At 70.2% G+C, this 16,356-nt stretch carries 18 protein-coding genes; 12 read left to right on the top strand and 6 right to left on the bottom strand.

The window, feature by feature from the left end:
- Nucleotides 1-185, top strand: a 185-nt coding sequence (locus tag TSB10GB4_RS23705) for a hypothetical protein (protein WP_208984904.1), incomplete at its 5' end; no start/stop codon positions are given.
- Nucleotides 186-634: 449 nt separating this feature from the next.
- Here the strand turns inward: TSB10GB4_RS23705 and TSB10GB4_RS20215 are convergent.
- The gene (locus TSB10GB4_RS20215) at nucleotides 635-1,564 is read right to left on the bottom strand and encodes an alpha/beta hydrolase (protein WP_244570983.1); all 930 of its coding nucleotides are present in this window, start codon (nucleotides 1,562-1,564) and stop codon (nucleotides 635-637) included.
- A 164-nt stretch (nucleotides 1,565-1,728) separates the two neighbouring features.
- Nucleotides 1,729-3,015 carry a phosphoribosylamine--glycine ligase gene (gene purD / locus TSB10GB4_RS20220; protein ID WP_186397212.1) on the bottom strand — a complete coding sequence of 429 codons (1,287 nt, stop codon included), beginning with the start codon at nucleotides 3,013-3,015 and terminating at the stop codon, nucleotides 1,729-1,731.
- 136 nt (nucleotides 3,016-3,151) lie between these two features.
- On the opposite strand from purD, the gene ubiA reads away from it, so the two are divergent.
- Nucleotides 3,152-4,096 carry a 4-hydroxybenzoate octaprenyltransferase gene (ubiA, locus tag TSB10GB4_RS20225; RefSeq protein ID WP_186397213.1) on the top strand — a complete coding sequence of 315 codons (945 nt, stop codon included), beginning with the start codon at nucleotides 3,152-3,154 and terminating at the stop codon, nucleotides 4,094-4,096.
- A gap of 17 nt (nucleotides 4,097-4,113) precedes the next feature.
- Here ubiA and TSB10GB4_RS20230 read toward each other — a convergent pair whose 3' ends face one another.
- On the bottom strand, nucleotides 4,114-4,698 hold the full coding sequence (locus tag TSB10GB4_RS20230; RefSeq protein ID WP_208984899.1) for a DUF6101 family protein: 585 nt from the start codon (nucleotides 4,696-4,698) through the stop codon (nucleotides 4,114-4,116).
- Between the two features lie 245 nt (nucleotides 4,699-4,943).
- On the opposite strand from TSB10GB4_RS20230, the gene TSB10GB4_RS20235 reads away from it, so the two are divergent.
- The 6 genes from TSB10GB4_RS20235 to lpxK are packed head-to-tail and all read left to right on the top strand — an operon-like array spanning nucleotide 4,944 to nucleotide 10,506.
- Nucleotides 4,944-6,287: a TldD/PmbA family protein gene (locus TSB10GB4_RS20235; protein WP_186397214.1), complete on the top strand. Its 1,344-nt coding sequence runs from the start codon at nucleotides 4,944-4,946 to the stop codon at nucleotides 6,285-6,287.
- Nucleotides 6,274-7,080 (top strand): 3'(2'),5'-bisphosphate nucleotidase CysQ, encoded by an 807-nt coding sequence (locus tag TSB10GB4_RS20240; RefSeq protein WP_244570985.1) that lies wholly within the window; start codon nucleotides 6,274-6,276, stop codon nucleotides 7,078-7,080. Before TSB10GB4_RS20235 ends, TSB10GB4_RS20240 begins: the two co-directional genes overlap by 14 nt.
- Before the next feature lie 56 nt (nucleotides 7,081-7,136).
- Entirely contained in the window at nucleotides 7,137-7,379 is a 243-nt protein-coding gene (locus TSB10GB4_RS20245) for a DUF4170 domain-containing protein (protein WP_186386979.1), read from the top strand.
- A gap of 51 nt (nucleotides 7,380-7,430) precedes the next feature.
- Nucleotides 7,431-8,120 (top strand): lysophospholipid acyltransferase family protein, encoded by a 690-nt coding sequence (locus TSB10GB4_RS20250; protein WP_186386980.1) that lies wholly within the window; start codon nucleotides 7,431-7,433, stop codon nucleotides 8,118-8,120.
- Complete coding sequence (locus TSB10GB4_RS20255) at nucleotides 8,117-9,472, top strand: 3-deoxy-D-manno-octulosonic acid transferase (protein WP_186397215.1); 1,356 nt, start codon at nucleotides 8,117-8,119, stop codon at nucleotides 9,470-9,472. The genes TSB10GB4_RS20250 and TSB10GB4_RS20255 overlap by 4 nt, the downstream gene beginning before the upstream one ends.
- A complete protein-coding gene (gene lpxK, locus TSB10GB4_RS20260) occupies nucleotides 9,469-10,506 on the top strand; it encodes a tetraacyldisaccharide 4'-kinase (protein ID WP_186397216.1) in 1,038 nt (345 codons plus the stop codon). Before TSB10GB4_RS20255 ends, lpxK begins: the two co-directional genes overlap by 4 nt.
- Here lpxK and TSB10GB4_RS20265 read toward each other — a convergent pair.
- A complete protein-coding gene (locus TSB10GB4_RS20265; protein ID WP_186397217.1) occupies nucleotides 10,482-10,703 on the bottom strand; it encodes a DUF2093 domain-containing protein in 222 nt (73 codons plus the stop codon). The genes lpxK and TSB10GB4_RS20265 overlap by 25 nt on opposite strands.
- Nucleotides 10,704-10,997: 294 nt before the next feature.
- On the opposite strand from TSB10GB4_RS20265, the gene TSB10GB4_RS20270 reads away from it, so the two are divergent.
- Nucleotides 10,998-11,849, top strand: a complete 852-nt coding sequence (locus TSB10GB4_RS20270; protein ID WP_186386984.1) for a patatin-like phospholipase family protein — start codon at nucleotides 10,998-11,000, stop codon at nucleotides 11,847-11,849.
- Between the two features lie 56 nt (nucleotides 11,850-11,905).
- Nucleotides 11,906-12,742, top strand: coding sequence for an MBL fold metallo-hydrolase (locus tag TSB10GB4_RS20275; RefSeq protein WP_208984900.1), 837 nt, complete (start codon nucleotides 11,906-11,908; stop codon nucleotides 12,740-12,742).
- A gap of 13 nt (nucleotides 12,743-12,755) precedes the next feature.
- Here the strand turns inward: TSB10GB4_RS20275 and TSB10GB4_RS20280 are convergent, their stop codons facing one another.
- Together TSB10GB4_RS20280 and TSB10GB4_RS20285 are read right to left on the bottom strand one after the other, a co-directional pair.
- Nucleotides 12,756-13,100 (bottom strand): antibiotic biosynthesis monooxygenase, encoded by a 345-nt coding sequence (locus TSB10GB4_RS20280; RefSeq protein ID WP_186386985.1) that lies wholly within the window; start codon nucleotides 13,098-13,100, stop codon nucleotides 12,756-12,758.
- 72 nt (nucleotides 13,101-13,172) lie between these two features.
- Nucleotides 13,173-13,643, bottom strand: a complete 471-nt coding sequence (locus TSB10GB4_RS20285; protein ID WP_186386986.1) for a nucleoside deaminase — start codon at nucleotides 13,641-13,643, stop codon at nucleotides 13,173-13,175.
- Between the two features lie 138 nt (nucleotides 13,644-13,781).
- Here TSB10GB4_RS20285 and TSB10GB4_RS23995 point away from each other — a divergent pair, with 138 nt between their 5' ends.
- Nucleotides 13,782-15,800, top strand: a complete 2,019-nt coding sequence (locus tag TSB10GB4_RS23995; protein WP_186397218.1) for a pseudouridine synthase — start codon at nucleotides 13,782-13,784, stop codon at nucleotides 15,798-15,800.
- A complete protein-coding gene (rsmD, locus tag TSB10GB4_RS20295) occupies nucleotides 15,797-16,351 on the top strand; it encodes a 16S rRNA (guanine(966)-N(2))-methyltransferase RsmD (RefSeq protein ID WP_186386988.1) in 555 nt (184 codons plus the stop codon). Before TSB10GB4_RS23995 ends, rsmD begins: the two co-directional genes overlap by 4 nt.
- Nucleotides 16,352-16,356 lie beyond the last annotated feature (5 nt).

Here is a 16,356-nt window from a genome sequence, read left to right on the forward strand (position 1 = left end):
GTCTCTCCGGCGGCATCAACCCCGTGGAGTTGGAAGAGATGCTTGGACGTGTCCATGCCGATGCGCGTAATCTCGTTCATTGGGCGGCTCCTTCGATGTGTTGGGACCATCATCTTGGCGCAAAACGGCGCCGGATGGGGGCCGTCCACCCCAACGGGATCCATTGGCAACCTCGGCAGGCGTGAGGCGGGACGCGCGCGCCTCCGCCCCAGCCACTCGGTCCACCCTCTCCGGCGTCTTCCCGGACGGCGCGCCAGCGCCGAGCCGGGATCGGCGAGCCGCGGCGCTTGTGGTGTCTTTCGGGAGCGCACCTCAAACGCCCCCGGCTCTCCGGCCCCGCATCTCCGCTTCGCTGCGTGCGGGATGACGAAGGAGGGGCTTGCGTGCAGCATGACGACAGAGAGGATGCAAGGCGCTGCCTCCCTCTCAGACGTCATCCCGGTCCAGCGCAGCGCAGAACCGGGAACCATTGGCAACCCCGGCCGGCATGTGACGGAAGACCCTCTCGCAGCCACCCCAGCCCCGCTCCTCCCCCTCCGGCGTCTTCCCGAACGGCGCGCCAGCGCCGAGCCGGGATCGGCGAGCCCCGGCGGTCGTGGCATCTTTCGGGCGCCACCTCGTCAAAAGAACGCGCTCACGCCTCCCCCAAAAAGAACGGCAGCAGCGCGGCCAGCGTTGCCGCCGGGGCCTCCTCAGGCAGGAAGTGGCCGGCATCGACGCCGTGCCCGCGCACGTCGCTCGCCCAGCGCGACCAGGTCTCGACCGGCGTCGCGGTCTTTTGCGCCAGGCCCCCATTGCCGTAGAGCGTCAGCAGCGGGCAGGCGATCTTGCGGCCCGCCTCGCGGTCGGCGGTGTCGTGATCCATGTCGACAGTCGCGCCGGCCCGGTAGTCTTCGCAGGCCGCGTGCTGGCGCGCCGGCTGGGCGAACGACGCCCGGTAGTCGGCGAGCGCCCTCGCATCGAAGGCGCTGAGGTCCTTGCGCGCCGTCCAACTCGCCAGCGTGTGGTCGAGATAGAAGTCGGGGGCCCCACTGATCAGCCGTTCGGGCAGCGGCTTGGGCTGGGCCAGGAACAGCCAGTGATAGATGGCCATGCCGTAGCGCCAGTCCATGTTCTGCCAGTAGTCGTAGGTCGGCAGGATGTCGAGCACCGCGAGCCGGCGCACCTTGTCGGGGTGATCGAGCGCCATCCGGTAGCCGACCCGCCCGCCGCGGTCGTGGCCGGCGACCATGAAGCTGTCGTGGCCGAGCCCGGCCATGACCGCGACCATGTCGGCCGCCATCGCGCGCTTGGAGTAAAGGTGATGGTCCGCATCGCCCTCCGGCGCGGTCGAGCGGCCATAGCCGCGCAGATCCGCGACGACCACGGTGAAGTGGCGCGCAAGATCGCCGGCAATAGTGTGCCACATCGCATGGGTCTGGGGATAACCGTGCAGCAGCAGGAGCGGGGGGCCCTCGCCGCCACTGATGCGGCAGAAGATGTCCACGCCCTCGCCGCGAGATATCCCCGCCGTGAAGCCTGGAAAGAGATCGTCGCCGCCCTGCATCGCAGCCTCCCGCGCCATCCGGTCGGCAGGCCCTCCTCGCGGAACCTGCGCGGGTGCGATTGAAGCGTCTGTGGCCGTCCGGCGCAATCGGCGATTTCGAGAGACGTTTCTCGAATTTTACGGATTTCGAGACGGAATTTCGCAAAATCCGTCTCGAAATTCTGCAAGCCGAAAAACTGGCCTCAGGCCGTGCCGTCTTCGCGCGCGACCGCCCGCCAACCGATGTCACGGCGGCAAAAACCTTCAGGCCAATCAATGCGTTCGATGGCGGCATAGGCGCGCTCGCGGGCTTCCGCGACAGTGCGGCCGAGCGCCGTGACGTTGAGCACGCGCCCGCCATTGGCGAGCAGCCGGCCGTCGTCGTCGCGCCGCGTTCCGGCATGGAAGACCTTGAGCGCGGGGTCCCCCTCCAACGCCTCCAGACCGTGGATAACCGTGCCCTTGTCGTAGATGCCGGGATAGCCGTTCGCGGCCAGGACTACGGTCAGCGCCACCTCGTCGCGCCAGCGCGCGCCGACGGTGTCGAGTGTCCCGTCGATGCAGGCGAGCATCAGGGTGACGATGTCGTCCTTGAGCCGCATCATCAGCACCTGGCACTCCGGATCGCCGAAGCGAACGTTGTATTCGATCAGCTTCGGGCCGTCCTTGGTCATCATCAGCCCGGCATAGAGCACGCCGACGAAGGGCGTTCCCTCGCTTGCCAGCGTCGCCACGGTCGGCTCGACGATCTCGCGCATGGCGCGCGCGGTGAGTTCCTGCGTCATCACCGGCGCGGGGGAATAGGCGCCCATGCCGCCGGTGTTCGGGCCGGTATCGCCCTCGCCCACACGCTTGTGGTCCTGGGCGCTGGCGAGCGGCAGCACGTTGCGGCCGTCGGACAGCACGAAGAGGCTCGCCTCCTCGCCTTCCAGGAATTCCTCGACCACGACCTCGGCGCCGGCAGCGCCGAATTCGCCGTCGAAACAGGCATCTATCGCGGCAAGCGCCTCGGCCTCGGTCATCGCCACGACAACGCCCTTGCCGGCGGCGAGCCCGTCCGCCTTGACGACGATGGGGGCGCCGACCTTGGCGACATGGGCCTTGGCAGCAGCGGCATCGGTGAAGCGGCCATAGGCGGCGGTGGGGATCGCCGCACGGGTACAAAGGTCCTTGGTGAAGCCCTTGGAGCCCTCCAGGCTCGCCGGTGCCTTGCGCGGGCCGAAGGTCTTGATGCCGGCGTCCATCAGCTCGTCGACAAGGCCGGCGACCAGCGGCCCCTCCGGCCCGACGACGACGAGGCCGATCTCCTGGTCGCGGCAATAGGCGATGACGGCCGAGGGGTCCGACGTGTCGAGCGCGACGCAGACCGCCTCCTGCGCGATGCCGGCATTGCCGGGGGCGACATGGAGACGGCCGGTCAGCGGCGAGTTGGCGATGGCCCAGGCCAGGGCGTGTTCGCGGCCGCCGGATCCGATCAGGAGGATATTCATCTGTCGCTCACCCCGTCGCGATGTATGGAGGACTTGCCGCCTCCTAGCCTGCGCCGACACCCGAAACAAGCCCCGCTCTTTCAACGGCGCCGCAAAGGCGGTATCACGTCGCGCTGGATAGCCGACAGGTGAGGCGATGCAAAACGACACGATCGCGGGCCGGGTGGCGGATGCCGTACGGGGACATTGGGTCGACACGCGGGCGCCGCAATGGCTGCGGCCCTATGCGAGACTGGCGCGCTGGGAGCGGCCGATCGGCTGGTGGCTGCTGCTGTGGCCGTGCTGGTGGTCGGCCGCGCTTGCGGGGATAGCCGGCGGGCGGGCCTTTCCCGACCCCTGGCATCTGGTGCTGTTCCTGATCGGCGCCGTCGCCATGCGCGGCGCCGGCTGCACCTATAACGACCTGATCGACCAGGACATCGACGACAAGGTCGCGCGGACCCGTTCGCGCCCCCTCCCCTCCGGCCAGGTGACGCGGATGCAGGCCAAGACCTTCCTGCTGCTGCAGGCGCTGGTCGGGCTTGCGGTTCTGGTACAGTTCAACGGCTTCGCCGTGCTGCTCGGCATCGCCTCGCTGGCGGTGGTCGCCGTCTATCCGTTCATGAAACGGGTGACCAACTGGCCGCAGCTCTTTCTCGGCCTTGCCTTTTCCTGGGGCGCGCTGATGGGCTGGGCGGCCGCATTCGGCCGGCTCGACTGGCCGGCCGTGGCGCTCTATTGCGGCGGCATCCTGTGGACGATCGGCTACGACACGATCTACGCGCATCAGGACAAGGAGGACGACGCACTGGTCGGCGTGCGCTCCACCGCGCGCCTTTTCGGGACGTGGACAAAGCCGGCGCTCGCCGCCCTTTACGGCGGGGCGACGGTGCTGTTCGCGCTGGCGCTCGCCGGGGTGGACGCGGGGCCGGCCGCGTTCCTCGGCCTTGCCATCGGCCTTGCCCATCTGGTCTGGCAGATCGTCCGGCTTGACATCGACGACCCGGACCAGTGCCTGAAGCTGTTCCGCTCCAACACGACCTATGGCTGGATCCTGTTCGCCGGCCTGGTGCTGGACGCGATGGTCCAGGCACTGCTGTAAAAGCGGATTTTTTTCAGTCAGTTGCGGGCGATCATCTCGCGCTCGCCGCGATGGACGGCGGGGGTCTGCGAGCGGCTGCCCGGCTTGCGGCGCAGCAGGAAGCGCGGCCGGCGGGCGGTCAGCGCCGCGACGCGGCGGCGGGCCGGCGCCATCGGCGTGCGCCCCGAATGGCCGGGGCCATCGATGCGGCTGACGCTGCCGTCCGGCTCGACGAGAAGCAGCGGCAGGCCGAGGGCCTCGCCCCAGGCGCACCAGTCTTCGGCAAGCCCTTCGAGATGGTCGTCGCTGGCCAGTTCGATGGACATTGCCGGATCGCGGTGCATCAGGCCGATGCGGGCCTTCAGCGTGCCCGGCGCCTCGCCGGGCGTGACCTCGGCGAAGACGCCGAGGAAGACGGCGACCGGCTGGGCAAGGGTCAGCGGCAGGCCGGCGAGCCGGCGTTTGACGATGACCTGCTGGCGGTCGATATAGACGTCGAGTTGCGTCGGCTCGCAGGCCGTGCCGCGCGCCGCGAAGCGGTGCGGCATCTGCGAGGGATCGAGCCGCGCGGTGCGGCCCGATCCCGTTGCAGTGGCGTCCTGATGTGCTGTTTGACGGCTCAATTCGCTCTCCATCGGGCCACTGTTTTTGTCTGGCCTCTGATGGGTTCACACTAGCAGGCAGGCGTCCCAAACCGCTTAACAAGCACGGTTAACGATTTTCCGTTGCAACCAGGGTTAGGGATTGGTCACCGAATACGGCAAACAAAACCTGAACCGCCTCCGCGACCGGCTTGCCGAAGCGCGGCCCCGGCACTACGGTCGCGGCCGACCGTTCAGCGGACCGCCTCCCCCGCAAGGATCACGAGATGCAGCACCCGATTGACCAGACCCGGCTGATGGACGAGGCCCGCGCTCTTGTCGAGGCCGCCCTCAAGGCAGGCGCGGACGCGGCCGATGTCGTCGCCGCCACCGGCGTTTCGCTTTCCGTCGAGATGCGCGAGGGCAAGCTGGAGGAAAGCGAACGCTCGGAGGCCGACGACGTCACCTTGCGCGTCTTCTGCGGCCACCGGGTCGCCAGCGTCTCCTCCAACGATTTCCGCGAGGGCGCGACCCTTGCAGAACGCGCCGTCGCCATGGCCCGCGCCGCGCCGGAAGACCCGTTCGCGGGCCTCGTGCCGGCCGGCGAACTCGCCAGCGCGTTTCCCGATCTCGAACTGCTCGACGCGGTACAGGTAGGCGCCGAGGCGCTTGCCGAGCGCGCCCGCGAGGCGGAGGCCGCGGCCCTTGCCGTCAAGGGCGTCAGCCGTTCGGGCGGGGCCAGCGCCTCCTTCCGCCTCAGCGGCATCGTGCTGGCGACCAGCGAAGGCTTCTGCGGGGGATATCTGGTCTCGCGCCACGGCGTCTCGGCGACGGCGGTCGCCGGCGAGGGCACGGGAATGGAGCGGGACTACGACTTCGACAGCCGAGGATTTCTGTCCGATCTTGCCGACCCGCGCGAGATTGGCCGGCGCGCCGGCGAGCGGGCGGTGGCACGGCTCAACCCGCGCAAGCTCTCGACCCGCACCGCCGACATCGTCTATGAGCCGCGCGCGGCGCGCTCGCTGCTCGGGCATTTCGCCGGCGCCATCAACGGCGCGGCGATCGCCCGGGGCACCAGCTTCCTGAAGGAGAAGATGGGCGAGCGGATCTTCGCTGCCGGAATTGCCATCACCGACGATCCGACCCGGCCGCGCGGCCCGGCGAGCCGCCCGTTCGACGGCGAGGGCCGGCCCGTCGCCCCGCTGGTGCTGGTGGAGGACGGCATCCTCAAGACCTGGCTGCTCGACACACCGGCAGCGCGCGAACTCGGCCTTGCCCCCAATGGCCGGGCGGTACGCGGCGGGGCCGGCACCAGCCCGTCGACCACCAATGTCACCCTGTCGCCCGGCGCCCGCTCGCAAGCCGAGATGCTGGCCGAGATCGGCACCGGCCTCCTGGTCACCAACCTTATCGGCCACGGCGTCAATGGCGTCACCGGGGATTACTCGCGCGGCGCCTCGGGCTTCTGGATCGAGGACGGCGCCATTGCCTATCCGGTCTCGGAGATCACCATCGCCGGCAATCTGATCCCGATGTTCGCCTCGCTGGAGGCGGGCAGCGACCTCGACACCCGCTCCGCCTATCAGGTGCCGAGCCTGCTGCTGAGGGGCCTCACCATTGCCGGCGCGTGACACGACCGCCAATCTCGACGACATGGATCTGATCGCCCGCGCGGCCCGCGAGGGAGGCGAGATCGCCCTGTCCTATTTCCGCAAGGACCCGCGCCGCTGGACCAAGGAGAACGACTCGCCCGTCTCCGAGGCCGACCTTGCCGTCGACCGGCACCTTGCCGAGGCGTTGAAGGCGGCGCGTCCAGACTATGGCTGGCTGTCGGAAGAGACCGCGGACGACCGCTCGCGGCTGGCGGCCCGGCGCAGCTTCGTCGTCGACCCGATCGACGGGACGCGCGGTTTTCTCGCCGGCTCCGGCGAGTGGACCGTGGCGATCGCGGTGGTCGAGGACGGCAGGCCCGTCGCGGCGGCGCTCTACCGGCCGGTCGGCGATGACCTCTACACCGCGACCCTCGGTCAGGGGGCAAGGCTCAACGGGCGCGAGGTTGCCGTTTCCGGCCAGCCGGTGCTGTCGGGCGCGAGCGTTGCCGGTCCCAAGTCGATCACCGGCCAGGGGCCGATGATGCGCACCGGCATTTCCCATGCCGGCTACATTCCCTCGCTGGCCCTGCGCCTGGCGCTGGTCGCGCAAGGGCTGATCGATGCCGCCGTGGTCCGGGAAAATGCCTGCGACTGGGATCTTGCGGCGGCCGACCTTTTGGTGCAGGAAGCGGGCGGCCGGCTTGAGGATCTCGAGGGGCGGCCGCTTGCCTACAACCGGGCGAGCGTCCGGCACCCGGCGCTGGTCGCAGGGCCGCCGGCCCTCGCCGCGCCGCTCCGGCCGATCCTCGCGCAGCTCTTGACGAACCCGTGATGCCGGCCGGACAGTCCGGCCAGATCCTTGCGAACCCCGTTCCCGGAGTGACGTTGATGACGACCACCGAACCCGGCAAGCAGCTTCTCCATCTCGTCTTCGGCGGCGAGCTCGAACGTGTCGACGGCCTGACCTTCCGCGATCTCGAGAAGCTCGACATCGTCGGCATCTACCCCAACTATGCCGCGGCCTATGTGGTGTGGAAGCAGAAGGCGCAGCAGTCGGTCGACAACGCCCACATGCGCTACTTCATCGTCCATATGCACCGCCTGCTCGACCCCGAGACCGAGGGCCAGTAAACCCTTGGTACGACGTCTTTCCCGGAGGCCGGCCGCACGGCCGGGCGGATCATGCTGAAGCGCGCCGGACGCAGCCCCCTGCTGCAGCGGCTGGTCGGCAACGCGCTGGCCGGCTACCTGCTCGCCGTGCGCAAGACCAGCTCCTTCCGCCTGGACCCGCCCGACCTCTACGAGCGGATCGAAGACGACCTGCCGGCCATCGTCGCCATGTGGCACGGCCAGCATTTCGCCGTGCCCTTCGCGCGCCCGCCGAGCTACGACGTCCGGGTAATGATCTCGCGCTCCGCCGACGGCGAGATCAACGCGATTGCCGCGCGCAAGCTCGGCCTTGGGCTGATCCGCGCGTCCGGTGCCCATCACGCCCACCAGGTGAGCAAGCGCGGGGGCCTGCGCGGTTTTATCGAGGCGATGCGCTGCCTGAAGGAAGGCGCCAGCGTGGCGATGACGGCGGATGTGCCGAAGGTGTCGCGCGTCGCCGGGCTCGGCATCGTCCAACTCGCCCGCCATTCCGGCCGGCCGATCCTCCCGATAGCGGTCGCCACCAGCCGCCATGTCGACCTGTCGAGCTGGGACCGGGCAACGATCAACCTGCCGTTCAGCCGGATGGTGGTGGCAGCCGGCGACATGATCCGCATCGCCCCGGATGCCGACGACGCCGCGCTGGAGGAGGCGCGCCAGGCGGTGGAGGCCTCGATGAACGAGACCACCGCCCGCGCCTACGCCCTGGCAAAGTCCAGATGACGACCGACGGCCCGGACAGGACCGCTGTGCCGGCCGGCCTCGCCCGCGCCGGAGTGCCGTCGCGACTGATCGGGGAGATCCTGCTCCTGCTCTATCGCGGCTTCGGCCATGCGGTGGCGCCGCTGCTGCCGCTGCTCTTCGCCCGCCGGGCGCGGCGCGGCAAGGAGGATGCCGGCCGGCGCGGCGAGCGCTTCGGCCGCGCCTCGCGGCCGCGCCCCGACGGACCGCTGGTCTGGCTGCATGCGGCCAGCGTCGGCGAGATGAACGCCTCGCGCCCCCTGGTGCGCGCCCTGCGCCAGCGCGGGCTCGTCGTGCTGCTGACCACCGGCACCGTCACCTCCGCCCGGATCGCCGCCGCCGAGGTGGATCCCGGCGTCATCCACCAGTTCGTGCCCTATGACACGCCGCCGGGCATCGACCGCTTTCTCGACCACTGGCGGCCCGACCTTGCCATCACGGCGGAATCGGAAATCTGGCCGACGACCATCTCGTCGCTGGCCCGGCGCGGCATTCCGCTTGCCATTGCCAGCGCCACCATGTCGCCGCGCTCGGCCAAGGGCTGGCGGCGGATGCGGCCCTTCGCCCGCGCCATCTTCTCGCGCATTCCGCTCTGCCTCGCCCAGACGCCGGAGGACGGGGAGCGGCTCAGCGAGTTCGGCGCGCCGCAGGTCGAGATCTGCGGCAACCTGAAATTCGACGGCGGCGACCTGCCGGTTGACGCATCGGCCTTGGACGCGCTGACGCAGGCGCTCGCCGGACGGCCCGTGTGGCTCGCAGCCAGCACCCATGAGGGCGAGGAAACGCTGGTCGCCGAGGTCCACGAGACGCTGCGCGAGGATCTGCCGGGCCTGCTCACGGTCATCGTGCCGCGCCATCCGGAGCGGGGAGCCGCCATCGCAGACACCCTCGCGGCGCAGGGGCTGCGGCTCGCCCGGCGCTCGCAAGGTCTGCTGCCGGACCCGGACTGCGACATCTATCTCGGCGACACGATCGGCGAGATGGGCCTCTACTATCGCATCGCGCCGGTCGCCTTCATCGGCAAGTCGCTGGTGCCGGAGGGCGGGCAGAACCCGCTGGAGGCCGCCCGCCTCGGCGCGGCCATCGTCACCGGCCCGCATGTGTTCAACCTGCTCGACATCTACACACCGCTGTTTACGGCGAAGGGGGCGGAGATCGTCCGGGATGCGCGCGAACTGGCCGACGCCGTGCGCGCCCTGCTGGGCGACAGGCGGCTTGCCAGCGAACGCGCGGCCATCGCCGCCAATGTCGGCAAGGCAGGAAGCGGCGCGCTCGACGCAAGCCTTGCCGCGCTTCGCCCCCTGCTGCCACCGGCACGGGATCCGGCGCCGTGAGCGGCGGACTTGAAGCCCCGTCGTTCTGGTGGCAGCCGCCCGGCCCTGCCGCCGTCGCGCTCGCCCCGTTCGGCTGGATCTATGGCGCGATCACAGCAAGCCGCATGGGGCGCAAGCCTGCCTACACCGCCGCCGTGCCGGTGATCTGCGTCGGCAACTTCACCGTCGGGGGAACCGGCAAGACGCCCTTCGCCCTGGCGCTTGCCGAGATGCTCAAGGCGCGCGGCGAGCGCCCGGTCTTCCTGACCCGCGGCTATGGCGGGCGGCTCTCCGGCGGCCCGCCGGTGCGGCTCGATCCCGCAAGGCACAGCCCGCTTGATGCCGGCGACGAGCCCCTGCTGCTTGCAGCCAGCGGCCCGGTGGTGATCTCCGCCGACCGGCCGGCCGGCGCAAGGCTCGCGGAAGGGCTCGGCAGCGTCATCCTGATGGATGACGGGCTGCAGAACCCGACCCTTGCAAAGACCGTGTCGCTGGCGCTGATCGATGCCGCATCAGGCACCGGCAACGGTTTCTGCCTGCCGGCCGGCCCCTTGCGCGCGCCGGTGGAGCGGCAGCTTGCCCATGTCGATGCGCTGGTGGTGATCGGCGACGGTGAGGCGGCAAAGCCGGTCGAGGCCGCCGCCCAGCGGCGCGGCCTTCCGGTCTTTCGCGCAAGTCTGGCTGCTCGCGAGGCGGATTGGCTGACAGGGACCCGGGTGCTCGCCTTTGCCGGCATCGGCCGGCCGGAGCGGTTCGTGGACAGCCTGCGCGGTGCCGGGGCCGATATTGTCGAGACGCGGTTCTTCGGTGATCATCACGCCTTCACCGACAGCGAGGCGCAGGACCTGCTCGACCGCGCCGCGCGGTCAGGACTGACCCTCGCCACCACGGCAAAGGACCGGGTGCGGTTCGGCACGGGCGAAGGCGACACCGTACTCGCCCGGTTGGCGAGGCAAGCGCGGGTGCTGGAGGTCGAGATGCAGCCCGAGGAACCCGACGCCCTTGCCGCGTTTCTTGGCGCACGCCTTGATCAGGGCGTGTTGCCGCATTCCTGATAGCGGGACAGGGCGGCCTGCGCGTCGGCATAGGCCTCCTGGCGCGACACGCTCCAGTATTTCAGCTCATCGAGCGGAATCGTCTGGCCGGTGACGGCGCAGCGCACGAAAGTGCCCGGCGACAGGATCTGGAAATCGGCGTCCAGATAGCGGATGCGCGCCTCGCCCGGCACGCGCGGGGTCTCGTATCGGTTCATGCGTGTGGTGCCTTTCGCGGCCCGTCGCGGCCGCCTTTCGGTCCTGAATACAGGCCTGCCGGCTCCTTGGCCACCCCTTGCCGTGCCGCCGCGTCTCATGCCGCCCTACCTCTTGGAAGACCCCTTGCCGCCGCCCTCGCGGATCGGCGACAGGTGTCATCCGCAAGTTGCCCGATTCCTCCGTTAAGCGAAACCGAACGGATGCGGGCGGCAGCCTGTGCGCCTTCGCCGGCTTGACCCGCGCCGGCGGGCGCGAAACCATCGGGACGGGGAATGCCCCACACAGGAGGCGTCATGACCACGGTACGGATCGGACTGGCACTCGGCGGCGGCGGGGCGCGCGGCATGGCTCATGTCCCGGTGATGGAGGCCTTCGACGACCTCGGCATCCGCCCGGCGGCGATCGCCGGCACCTCCATCGGCGCGATCTTCGGAGCGGCCTTCGCCACCGGCCTCGACGGCGCGGCGCTGCGCGAGATCTCGCAGGCGACCTTCGCCGACCGCAATGCCGTGCTCGCCCGGCTGTGGAAGCTGCGCCCGCGCCGGCTCGGCGACCTGTTCGGCAATCCCGGCATCATGCAGTTCAACGCGCTCAAGGTGCTGGAACAGTTCGTCGGCCAGCACATTCCGGCAAGCTTCGAAGAGTTGCAGACGCCGCTCACCCTGATCGCCACCGACTTCTACCTGTGCCGGGAGGTGCGGCTGCAGCAGGGCTCGCTGCACCATGCCGTTGCCGCCTCCATTGCCATCCCGGCGCTGTTCAAGCCGGTCACCGTCGAAGGGCGCATCATGGTCGACGGCGGTCTCGTCAACCCCCTGCCCTTCGATGCGCTGCCGCCCGACATGGACATCGTCGTCGCCAGCGACGTGGTCGGCTCGCCGATCCCGCGCAAGGGCCGCAACCTGCCGGGGGCGGGCGATGCGGTGTTCGGCGCGACGCAGATCCTGATGCAGTCGATCGTTCAGGAAAAGCTGAAGAACCGCCAGCCGGACGTGCTGGTGAAGCCGGACATTTCCGGCTTCCGCGTGCTCGACTTCATGAAGACCGGCACCATCCTGGAGGCGGCCGAGCCGATGCGGGAAACGGTCAAGCGGCAGGTGGCCGCCGCCATCGAGGCCTTCGAGGCCGGGCGCGCGATACCTTGAAGCGAGCGGCCAGGGCGCTATCCTAACCTCGCGGCACGCCAGCAGGGAGCCTTGCGATGGACCTGACGACCTTCTCTGCCCCCCTCCGCCCGCTGCGGACGATGGCGCGATCTGCGCTTGCCGGGCTTGTCGGCACCTTCGCCCTTGCCGGCGGACAGGCCGCCGCCTCCTGCCAGTTGCTCGCCGACGGCTGGATCACCGCTCCCCCACCTCTGGTGCGGCAGGCGGCGCTGGCGATGGACCAGGTCGGCATCACCTTTGTCGGACACGCCACGTTCGAGATCGAGACGCCGAAGGGCGTGCGCATCGCCACCGACTACAACAACGTGCACCGGCCCGCGCGGCTGCCGCGCGTCGTCACCATGAACGGTGCCCATTCCACCCATTTCACCCTCAATCCGGATCCGGCGATCGAGCATGTGCTGCTCGGCTGGAACCCGGACGGCGGGCCGATGGACCACGACCTCACCGTCGAGGACGTGCGCATCCGCAACCTGCAGACCAATATCCGCGGCTGGGACGGCCAGACGCGCCTGCTCGGCAACTCGATCTTCGTCTTCGAGGTGGCGGACCTGTGCATCGCCCATCTCGGCCATCTGCACCACCGGCTGACACCCGAGGACCTTGCCCGGCTCGGCACGATCGACATCGTCTTCGCCCCGGTCGACAACGCCTCGACGCTCAGGCTCGACAGCCTGGTGGAGGTGATCGGCGCCGTTTCGCCGCGCATCGTCATCCCGATGCATGCCTATACCTACGGCTCGCAGGAAACCTTCGTCGCCCGCATGGCGAGCGAAGGCTTCCGCGTCGAGATGTCTGAGAGCCCGCTCTATGTGGCCAGCCGCGCGGCGCTCCCAGCGGAGCAGACCGTTCTGGTATTGCCGGAGCGCTGAGGGGGGCGCCGCCTCACCCGTGCAGGGCGATGCTGTCTTCCGGCGCCTCGTCACGCGCGCTCATGCCGTAGTCGCGGATGACGGCGGCCACGCGCAGGCGATAATCGGCGAAATGGGTCTTGCGGCCGGCCGCCTGCGCCATGCGGTGGCGCGCCTCGTGCCGCCATTTCGACAGGGCCTCCTCATCGCGCCAAAACGAGAGGGAGAGCAGCTTTCCCGGCTCGGTCAGGCTCTCGAACCGTTCCACCGAAATGAACCCGTCCTGCTCGGCGAGCAGCGGCTTCAACCCCGCCGCGATGTCGAGATAGGCGCCCGTGTGGCCCTCCTTCGGCCAAAGCTCGAAGATCACCGCAATCATGTTCTCTCCCTCCGTGTTTGGTGACGCTGTCCGGCGACGCGGCCCCTCGTGCCTGCCGCCCGCCGGTGTCTTTCAGTCGCGCCGTGCCTTGAAAAAGCTGCGCAAAAGCTCCGCCGCGTCGCGCTCGGCAAGCCCGGAATAGACCTCCGGCGCATGGTGGCAGGTGGCCTGGGAATAGAAGCGCACGCCGTTCTCCACCGCGCCGCCCTTAGGGTCCTGTGCGCCGAAATAGAGCCGGCGGATGCGGGCGAAGGAAATCGCCGCCGCGCACATCGGGCAGGGTTCGAGCGTGACGTAGAGATCGCAGTCGGGCAGCCGCTGGCTGCCGAGCGCGGCGGCGGCACGCCGCATCACCAGGATTTCCGCATGGGCGGTGGGGTCGCTCAGCTCCAGCGTGCGGTTGCCGTCGGCGGCCAGAACCTCGCCGCCGCGCACCAGCACGGCGCCGACCGGCACCTCGCCCCGCGCCGCCGCCGCCCGTGCCTCGGCCAGCGCCAGATCCATGAAGCTGCCACCCGCGGCAGGCCTGTCGTTCCCTGTCATGGCCGCGACCCTACAGCCCCGGAGCGCCGTTTGGAATCGCCAACTCGGCCCTCCTCCTGCCCCTTGCGCAAAACGCAGGGAGCGGCGCTGAAAAAGCGCGCTTCCCGCAGCCCTGCCGCTCTGGTATGACGCGGCACCATGACCGAAGACAATCGACCCTCGCGGCCCCCGCGCCGCGCCCCCGCGCCGGGGAAATCCGGCAGCGGACGCCCCGGCAACGGCAAGCCCCGCGCAGCGCGCGGCACTGACGGCGCACATCGTTCAACGGACGGTGCCGAGGCACGCGCTCCGCGCAAGAGCTTCGGCGCAAAGCCCGCCGGCGACCGGCCGGGTGCGGACAAGCGGAGCGGTGGCAAGCCCTTCTCCGACAAGAAGAGCTCTGGCGGCAAGAAGAGCTTCGGTAGCAAGAAGAGCTTCGCTGATCGCAAGGGCGCGCCGAAGCGCGACAAGACCCCGCCGCCGGGCGCAGCGCCGCTGGCCGCGCGCACCGAGGATGCCGAGCGCGTCGCCAAGGTGATCGCCCGTGCCGGCCTGTGCTCGCGCCGCACGGCCGAGAGCTGGGTGGTCGCCGGGCGCGTTGCCGTAAACGGCACGGTGCTGACCTCGCCGGCCGTCACCGTGACCGACGCCGATCGCATCACCGTGGACGGCGAGCCGCTGCCGGAGCGCGAGCGCACCCGCCTCTGGCTCTACCACAAGCCGCGCGGCCTGGTGACGACCAATTCCGACCCGGAAGGCCGGCCGACCGTGTTCGAGCGATTGCCCAAGACCCTGCCGCGGGTGCTGACCGTCGGGCGTCTCGACATCAACACCGAAGGCCTGCTGCTGCTGACCAATGACGGCGGCCTGTCGCGGGTGCTGGAACTGCCGGCCACCGGCTGGCTGCGCCGCTACCGCGTGCGCGCCTATGGCCAGATCACCCAGGACCGGCTCGACAAGCTGGCCGACGGTATCGAGATCGACGGCGTGCTCTATGGCGCCATCGAGGCGCAAATCGACAAGGAGCAGGGCGATAACGTCTGGATGACGATCGCCCTGCGCGAGGGCAAGAACCGCGAAATCAAGAAGGTGCTGGAGCATCTCGGCCTTGCCGTGAACCGGCTGATCCGCATCTCCTTCGGCCCGTTCCAGCTTGCCGAACTGCCCGAGGGCGAGGTGCGCGAAATCCGTGGGCGGGTGCTGCGCGACCAGCTCGGCGAACGGCTGGCCGCCGAGGCCAATACCGACTTCGAGGCCCCGCTGCTGACGCCGGGCGGCGAGGCCGACGGCGACGATGCCAAGCCGGCCCGCAAGTCCGCTCCCGGTGCCGCCCCGCAGCGCGGCAAGCCCGCCGCCGGCAAGCCCATCTCTGGCAAGCCCGGAGCCGCAAGAACCGAGGACCGTTACCTCAGTGCCCGCGAGGGCCGCGAGGCGCGCGAGAAGCCGTCGCGCAGCCGGCGCAAGGACGAGAGCCGGGCAAAGCCGTCGCGGGACGAGGCAGAATCTTCGGCCTATATCTCGCCGCGCTCGCGCTTCCGCTTCACGCCGGAGACGATGCCCCGCGCGCCCAAGGGTGACAGCCAGGCGAGCGGCGCCCGCCGGCGGATCTGGGACGAGGACGGCTCGCTGGTGGTCGACACCGCCCCCGTGTCCGACGACGCGCCGCGCGGCGCGGGCCGCGGCAAGCCGGGCGGCGGAAAGGCATTTGGCGGCAAGGCTGGCGGCGGAAAGTCCTTCGGAGACAGGAAGCCCTTCGCGGCCCGTTCAGGCGACGACCGCCCGCGCCGTTCCGGCCCGCGCGAGGACAGGTCGCGCGAGGACAGGCCGAGGGACGACCGGCCCCGCGAGGATCGCCCAAGGGGCGAGCGACCCTTCGGCGACAGGCCTAGAACTGACAGACCCGGAACTGACAGGCCGCGCGACGACCGCCCGAGAGGCGACCGTCCCTTCGGCGGCAAGCCCGGCGGAGACCGGTCGCGCGAAGACCGGTCGCGCGAAGACCGGCCACGGGGAGACCGTCCCGGGGGCGGCCGTCCGGCAGGTGGGCGTCCCGGCGGAGGCCGCCCGGGCAGCAGCCGTCCGGCGGGCAAAGGCCCCGGCGGCAAGGGTCCTGGAGGCAGGGGGCCTGGAGGCAGGGGTCCCGGCGGTAAGGGTCCTGGTGGGGGCAAGCGCCCGTGAGGATTGTCGCCGGACGCTTCCGGGGCTCGCCGATCGAGGCGCCGCGCGGTGACGCGACGCGCCCGACCAGCGACCGGCTGCGCGAGACCCTGTTCAACGTGCTGGCCCATGGCCATGGCGAGGCGCTGCAGGAGACGCGCGTGCTGGACCTGTTCGCCGGCAGCGGCGCGCTGGGGCTGGAGGCGCTGAGTCGCGGCGCCCGCCACTGCCTCTTCGTCGAGGAGGCGAGTGCCGCGCGTGCGGCGATCCGCGCCAATGTCGAGGCGCTCGGCCTGACCGGGGCAACCAAGATCTTTCGCCGCGACGCAACGCGCATCGGCCCGGTCGGCACCATCGCGCCCTTCGACCTCGTCTTCGCCGACCCGCCCTATCGCAAGGGGCTGGGCGAGCAGGCGCTCGCCGCCTGCCTTGCCGGCGGCTGGCTGGCGCCGGGCGCGCTGGTGGTGCTGGAAGAAGACGCCAAGACCGAGATCACCCCCATCGACGGGCTGGAAGAGCTGGACCGCCGCACCGTCGGCGACAGCCAGTTCGTCCTCTTCCGCCGGGTGTAGCGCCG

Origin of the sequence: Stappia sp. TSB10GB4 (assembly GCF_900185745.1) — a bacterium.
In the GTDB taxonomy this organism is placed as follows: domain Bacteria; phylum Pseudomonadota; class Alphaproteobacteria; order Rhizobiales; family Stappiaceae; genus Stappia.